The organism is Flectobacillus sp., from assembly GCF_049240685.1.
Classification (GTDB): domain Bacteria; phylum Bacteroidota; class Bacteroidia; order Cytophagales; family Spirosomataceae; genus Flectobacillus.
Genome location: NZ_JBMLSD010000144.1, coordinates 1 through 5,348, shown reverse-complemented (window position 1 = coordinate 5,348; position 5,348 = coordinate 1). Strand labels below are relative to the sequence as shown.

At 39.3% G+C, this 5,348-nt stretch carries 4 protein-coding genes; 3 read left to right on the top strand and 1 reads right to left on the bottom strand.

Annotated features, from left to right (window positions below; all coding sequences use genetic code 11):
• Window positions 1–1,520 (bottom strand): PAS domain S-box protein (locus ACOVQ4_RS06580; RefSeq protein ID WP_421819856.1); only part of this gene is annotated, 1,520 nt, incomplete at its 3' end.
• 177 nt (window positions 1,521–1,697) lie between these two features.
• Between ACOVQ4_RS06580 and rsmA the strand changes: the two genes are divergently transcribed.
• The 3 genes from rsmA to mgtE all read left to right on the top strand — a co-directional run bounded on the left by rsmA (window position 1,698) and on the right by mgtE (window position 5,285).
• Window positions 1,698–2,513 carry a 16S rRNA (adenine(1518)-N(6)/adenine(1519)-N(6))-dimethyltransferase RsmA gene (rsmA, locus tag ACOVQ4_RS06575; protein WP_421819855.1) on the top strand — a complete coding sequence of 272 codons (816 nt, stop codon included), beginning with the start codon at window positions 1,698–1,700 and terminating at the stop codon, window positions 2,511–2,513.
• Between the two features lie 2 nt (window positions 2,514–2,515).
• Window positions 2,516–3,547: an AI-2E family transporter gene (locus ACOVQ4_RS06570; protein WP_421819854.1), complete on the top strand. Its 1,032-nt coding sequence runs from the start codon at window positions 2,516–2,518 to the stop codon at window positions 3,545–3,547.
• Between the two features lie 391 nt (window positions 3,548–3,938).
• Entirely contained in the window at window positions 3,939–5,285 is a 1,347-nt protein-coding gene (gene mgtE / locus ACOVQ4_RS06565) for a magnesium transporter (protein WP_421819858.1), read from the top strand.
• The last annotated feature ends 63 nt before the right edge of the window (window positions 5,286–5,348 follow it).

Here is a 5,348-nt window from a genome sequence, read left to right as displayed (position 1 = left end):
CCTAATTTTTCGGTACTTAAAGTCAACTGAGGACGTACTTTAATTCGGTTCTCTAACAAACGAGAATATTCTTGATTGAAAGATGTCAGCAACATTTTGCGATTGACCGACCACATTAAGTGCGAACTACCTTCAAAAATGGCATTCAAACGAGCCGTTTCGCGAGCTAAGGCATCTTCTGCTTGTTTACGAGCAATGGCCAGCGCCACCTGCCCCGAAATAAAGTCGAGTAGTTCTAAATCTCGTTGCTCATATTTATTTTGGCGCTCATAGGACTTCACTCCAATGATACCCGTAGTTCTATCACCGATTTTGAGGGGTACACAAAGCATTACTTTAGGAACTGTTCCGTACAAATAAATCTGCTTCGAACGACCTAGCTCCTCTATTTGCTCATCATACAACATCAAAGGGCGATTGGCAGCAATGGCGTATTCTGTCAGACCATTTCCTAATTTACGTTTAGTAAAATGTACTCTATCATCAAAATACTCATCGACATAATATGGGAAATATAAATAGCTTTGCTGTGGGTCGTATTGAGCAATAAAGAAGTTTTTTACGTCAATTACTTCGCCTAGTTCTTTATGAATATTAGAATACAAATCATCTAAATTAGTCGAATTAATAGCTGCTTGAGCAATACTTGCATAAAGTTTGGAAGCACGCTCGGCACGAACTTTGGCAGTTGAGTTGTGGAAAATACAACGAAATGCCGTAGCTTTATCACCTTCAAAACGACAATTGACCGAACCCGACAAATACAAACGGCGACCATCTTTACGACGAAAAACGGTTTCGAAATCGGCAATTTTTTCCCCGTTTTTGATTCTTTCAAACTTTTTGAGCGTTTCCTCTGCAAAGTCAGGGTGCAATACATCACGTAGGTTGAGACTAGCCAACTCATCAGACTCATAGCCCATTTTTTCTTGCCATGACTTATTGACATACAAGAAACGCCCCGAAATACTAATGATTTGAATTAAATCGGAAGTATTACTTACCAAATCCTGTAATTGTGAGTTGGAACGAGAAAGTGCTTCTGCCACTTTTTTACGCTCAGTAATATCCTCTCCAATAATTGTGAGATATTTTACATCCTCAAAATCATTAAAAATAACAGAATTAAGCTCTACGTGACGAGTTTGACCATTTTTGGCAAGCATCGTTCTTTCTTTTTGGTCAAATACTCCTCCATTTTCCATAGCAGTACCAAAAGCCAAAATACGAGCATTACGCTCGCCTTCTGGAACCAAAAATTCAAAGAAGTTTTCCCCAACTAATTCTTCAGAAGTATAACCCAGTAGTTTGGTCGCATAGCTATTACAAAATACAATAGTGCCATCCTCCTCCAGAATCATTCCGAAGAGGTTCATACTGTCGACGGTTTTACGCAAATCAAAAACGGTGTTACCTGCCGCCGAATGTGCTTTTTCGTTACTCTCCAAGACGTGTAGTTCTTTCTTGAGGTGACGAATTTCTAAAATGAGTTCTTCTTTTGTTTTGTGAGACCAACGCATAATTAATCAGACTAGAGATTAGGAGATTGTGATTGGAAAGTATTCAATCAAATGATATTCTCGGTATCATTATACCTTAAAAGTACAAAATTCGCCGTAATTTTATGGAATAAATTTACAGTTGCGTCATGTAGTGTTGTTTAGACACGCTTAGCAACCAAAAGATACTCATATAATTTGGACAAGGTAAAAGCAAAAAAGAACCTAGGTCAGCATTTCTTACGCGACCTATCGGCGGCTCAACGTATCGTAGAGCTGATGTCTTGCCACGGAGGATACAAAAAAGTCCTTGAGATTGGCCCAGGCATGGGAGTTTTAACACAATATTTACTTACGCATAAAGAGTACGAAACATCTGTTGTCGAACTTGACAGAGAATCTGTGGAGTATCTCAAGGTGCATTATCCTGAATTGACTCCAAGAATTCATTCTGCTGACTTTCTGCGTTTGAATTTGAACGAACTTATGGGCAATGAAATTTTTGGAATCGTGGGAAACTTCCCATACAATATCTCTTCTCAAATCTTTTTTAAGGTTTTAGAAAACAAAGATATGATTCCTGAAATTGTGGGAATGCTCCAAAAAGAAGTAGCTGTGCGTATTGCGTCAAAACCTGGCAATAAAGACTACGGTATTTTGAGCGTATTGCTTCAGGCTTTTTATGACATCGAATACAGTTTCTCCTTAGGACCAGGGGCTTTTGACCCGCCTCCAAAAGTAAACTCGGGCGTAATTCGTTTGCGCCGCAATGGCGTTACAGACTTAGGCTGTGATGAGAAAAAGTTTTTTGCCGTTGTAAAAATGGGCTTTAATCAGCGTCGCAAAACTTTGCGTAATGCCCTGCGTGCTATGCAAATCGCAGACCACCCTTTATTGAACAAACGTGCAGAACAACTGGGTGTGGCCGAGTTTGTGGAGCTGACCAACATGATTGGTACAAAAGTTATTGAGAGTCCTGAAATAGAAGAGTCTGGCGAAGAAGAGCAAGAATAATTATGAAATTTGACGTTTTATCCAACACCCTACTAAGACAAATCGCCCTCATCGTGAGTATTTTATTACTCGGAGGCTTATTGTTTACACACCTCGGTAGCTTTATTCCAGCGCTGTTGGGAGCGTACACGCTTTATATTTTATTAGGAGGTTGGGTAAAAAAAATGGAGGAAAAATGGAAACTCTCAAGAACCATCGCCATTGTTATTGTGATGCTTGGTTCTTTCTTGATGTTTTTACTTCCTCTGTACTTTGTTGGACAAGTTTTATTTCATAGTCATACGCTTGCCTTAGATCAATATAGTTCGTTTTTTAAAGCGGTAAAAGGTTTTGTCGAACAAATAGAAATCAAATATCAGGTAAACTTATTGGATGAAAAATCGCTCGACAAAGTCTTTTCATGGCTTACGCAAAGTGCTACGCAGCTTCTCAATGGAGCTGTTAACGGTATAACGGGGATTTTCTTGAGTTATCTCATCTTGTATTTCATGTTGCGTGAAAGAGAATTATTGGACAAAACACTCATTAAGATTTTTCCACTCAACCAAGAAAACTCTGAACAGCTTTTGGGCGAAGTCAACAAACTGGTATTTTCTAACGCCATCGGTATTCCTGTGATTGGGATAGTGCAAGGCTGTACAGGTTTGTTGATTTATTTAATCTTGGGTGTTCCCAATGCAGTTTTATGGTTTTTGGTGACGTGTATCGTTTCAATGATTCCTATTTTGGGGTCGGCATTGGCCTATATTCCTGTATCTATTTTATTATTTGCCAACCACGAAAACGTAAGAGGTCTTATTATGCTATTATACGGTTTTTTTGTCATAGGTTCGGTAGATAATATTTTTAGAATATGGCTACAAAACAAATTAGGCGATACTCACCCTTTGATTACGCTTTTTGGGGTCATCGTAGGCGTGCAACTTTGGGGTTTTACGGGGCTTATTTTTGGTCCAATTTTGTTTTCTCTTTTCCTTTTATTGAGTACTTATTATGGAAAAGAATTTCAGGGTAAGGATGAAAATAACCACTAGGGCTTCATGTAGAATTGTGGATTTGAGATTTCGGAATTCGGAATTTCTGCTATTAGTCCTGTACGAAAAATACGCTTTAGGTCATAAGCAATAGGCTTTAGGCAAAAGATGTATTAATGATTTTATTAGAAACGCTCTTAGCTTATGGCATATAGCCTAATGCCTATTGCGGGTAACCTAATATCTTTCTTTCGTACAGCCCAAATCTGCTCTACATGAAGCATTATGAGCTAGGCTAAACAGCTTAGCAACATTCTGCCGAGTGCCCATAGCCAAGTGCCAAAAACCCATACATAGCCCAGAACCGCCACTTGGTTTCTTTGTGCCTTTTCTCTTTATCCCTTAATTTAAACATTTTATTATATCAGCAATGGAATTAACGAATCAACATCTGCCTTTTGAGCTAACGAAAGAGTACCTAGAAAAGATACAGGCAGCCATTTCGGAACAGAATAACGAGTTTATTCGTACCGAAATGGAGGAGCTATTTCCTGCTGATATTACCAACATACTCTATGAGCTTGAAGGAGAAGAAGCACATTATCTCGTTACGCTACTCGATACCAAACTGGCTGCCGAAATTATCATTAATCTCGACCCAGACGACCGTAAAAAGTTTCTGAAAAACTTTACCTCAAAACAAATTGCCGAGTACGTTGATTTGCTCGATTCGGATGACGCTGTAGATATCCTCAACGAACAACCCGTAAATGTTCGAGAAGAGGTAATTGCCTTGGTAAGCGACCGTGAACAAGCCCGATTTATTATTGACTTGATGCATTATGATGAAGATTGTGCAGGAGGTTTGATGCAAAAAGAGCTGGTAAAAATCAATGTAAAACAAAGTGTAACTGAATGCGTGGAGGAAATTCGTCGTCAGGCCGAGGATGTAGAAAATGTGTATTCGGTGTATGTGGTAGATGATGAAGGTACACTTCTGGGAAGGGCTTCGCTCAAAAAGATTATTTTGGCAAAAAGGGGTTCTAAAATTGCCGACATTTTTACAGATGATATTGTCTCAGTAAAAACCACAGCCACAGGCGAAGAAGTAGCAGATATTATGCAAAAATACGATTTGGACGCTGTGCCTGTAGTCAATATTCAAGGACGATTGCTAGGGCGTATTACGATTGATGACGTAGTTGATTTTATCACCGAACAAGCGCATGAAGACGTGCAAGCCATGGCGGGTATATCGGAGGACGTCGAAGAAGATGACTCAGTGTGGAAGTTAGTACGTTCGAGATTACCTTGGTTGTTGATTGGTATGACAGGAAGTTTTTTAGCCGCCAAAATCATTGGAATTTTTGACGGTGAAGTAGCAAAAACGCCTGCTTTAGCGGCCTTTATTCCTCTGATTGGCTCAACGGGCGGTAATGTCGGGATTCAATCATCGGCATTGATTGTACAGAGTTTAGCCGATAAATCCGGGATTGATACTTCACTTATGGAGCGTTTAAAAAAGGTTTTACTGGTATCTCTCCTCAACGGACTTATCGCTGCGACATTTGCGTTTTTGGGCACTTTAGTTTTGGAGCATGAAAATACCATTTCATTGGTTATGTCACTTTCGATTTTCTCGATTGTAATGCTTGCTTCTTTTATGGGAACAATTACGCCTTTGGTACTTAATCAGTTTGATATTAACCCTGCCGTGGCCTCAGGACCTTTTATTACAACTACCAATGACTTATTGGGTTATGGTGTGTATTTCCTGATTGTTTATATGCTTATATAAGTTGGTGGGCAAAATAAAATTTAATTTTTGAGCCTTCGGCTTTCAGCTTTGGGCATTCGGCAA

Excerpts from the sequence above, each read along its gene's own strand:
- ACOVQ4_RS06570 (WP_421819854.1), top strand. The coding sequence starts at position 2,516 with ATGAAATTTGACGTTTTATCCAACACCCTACTAAGACAAATCGCCCTC.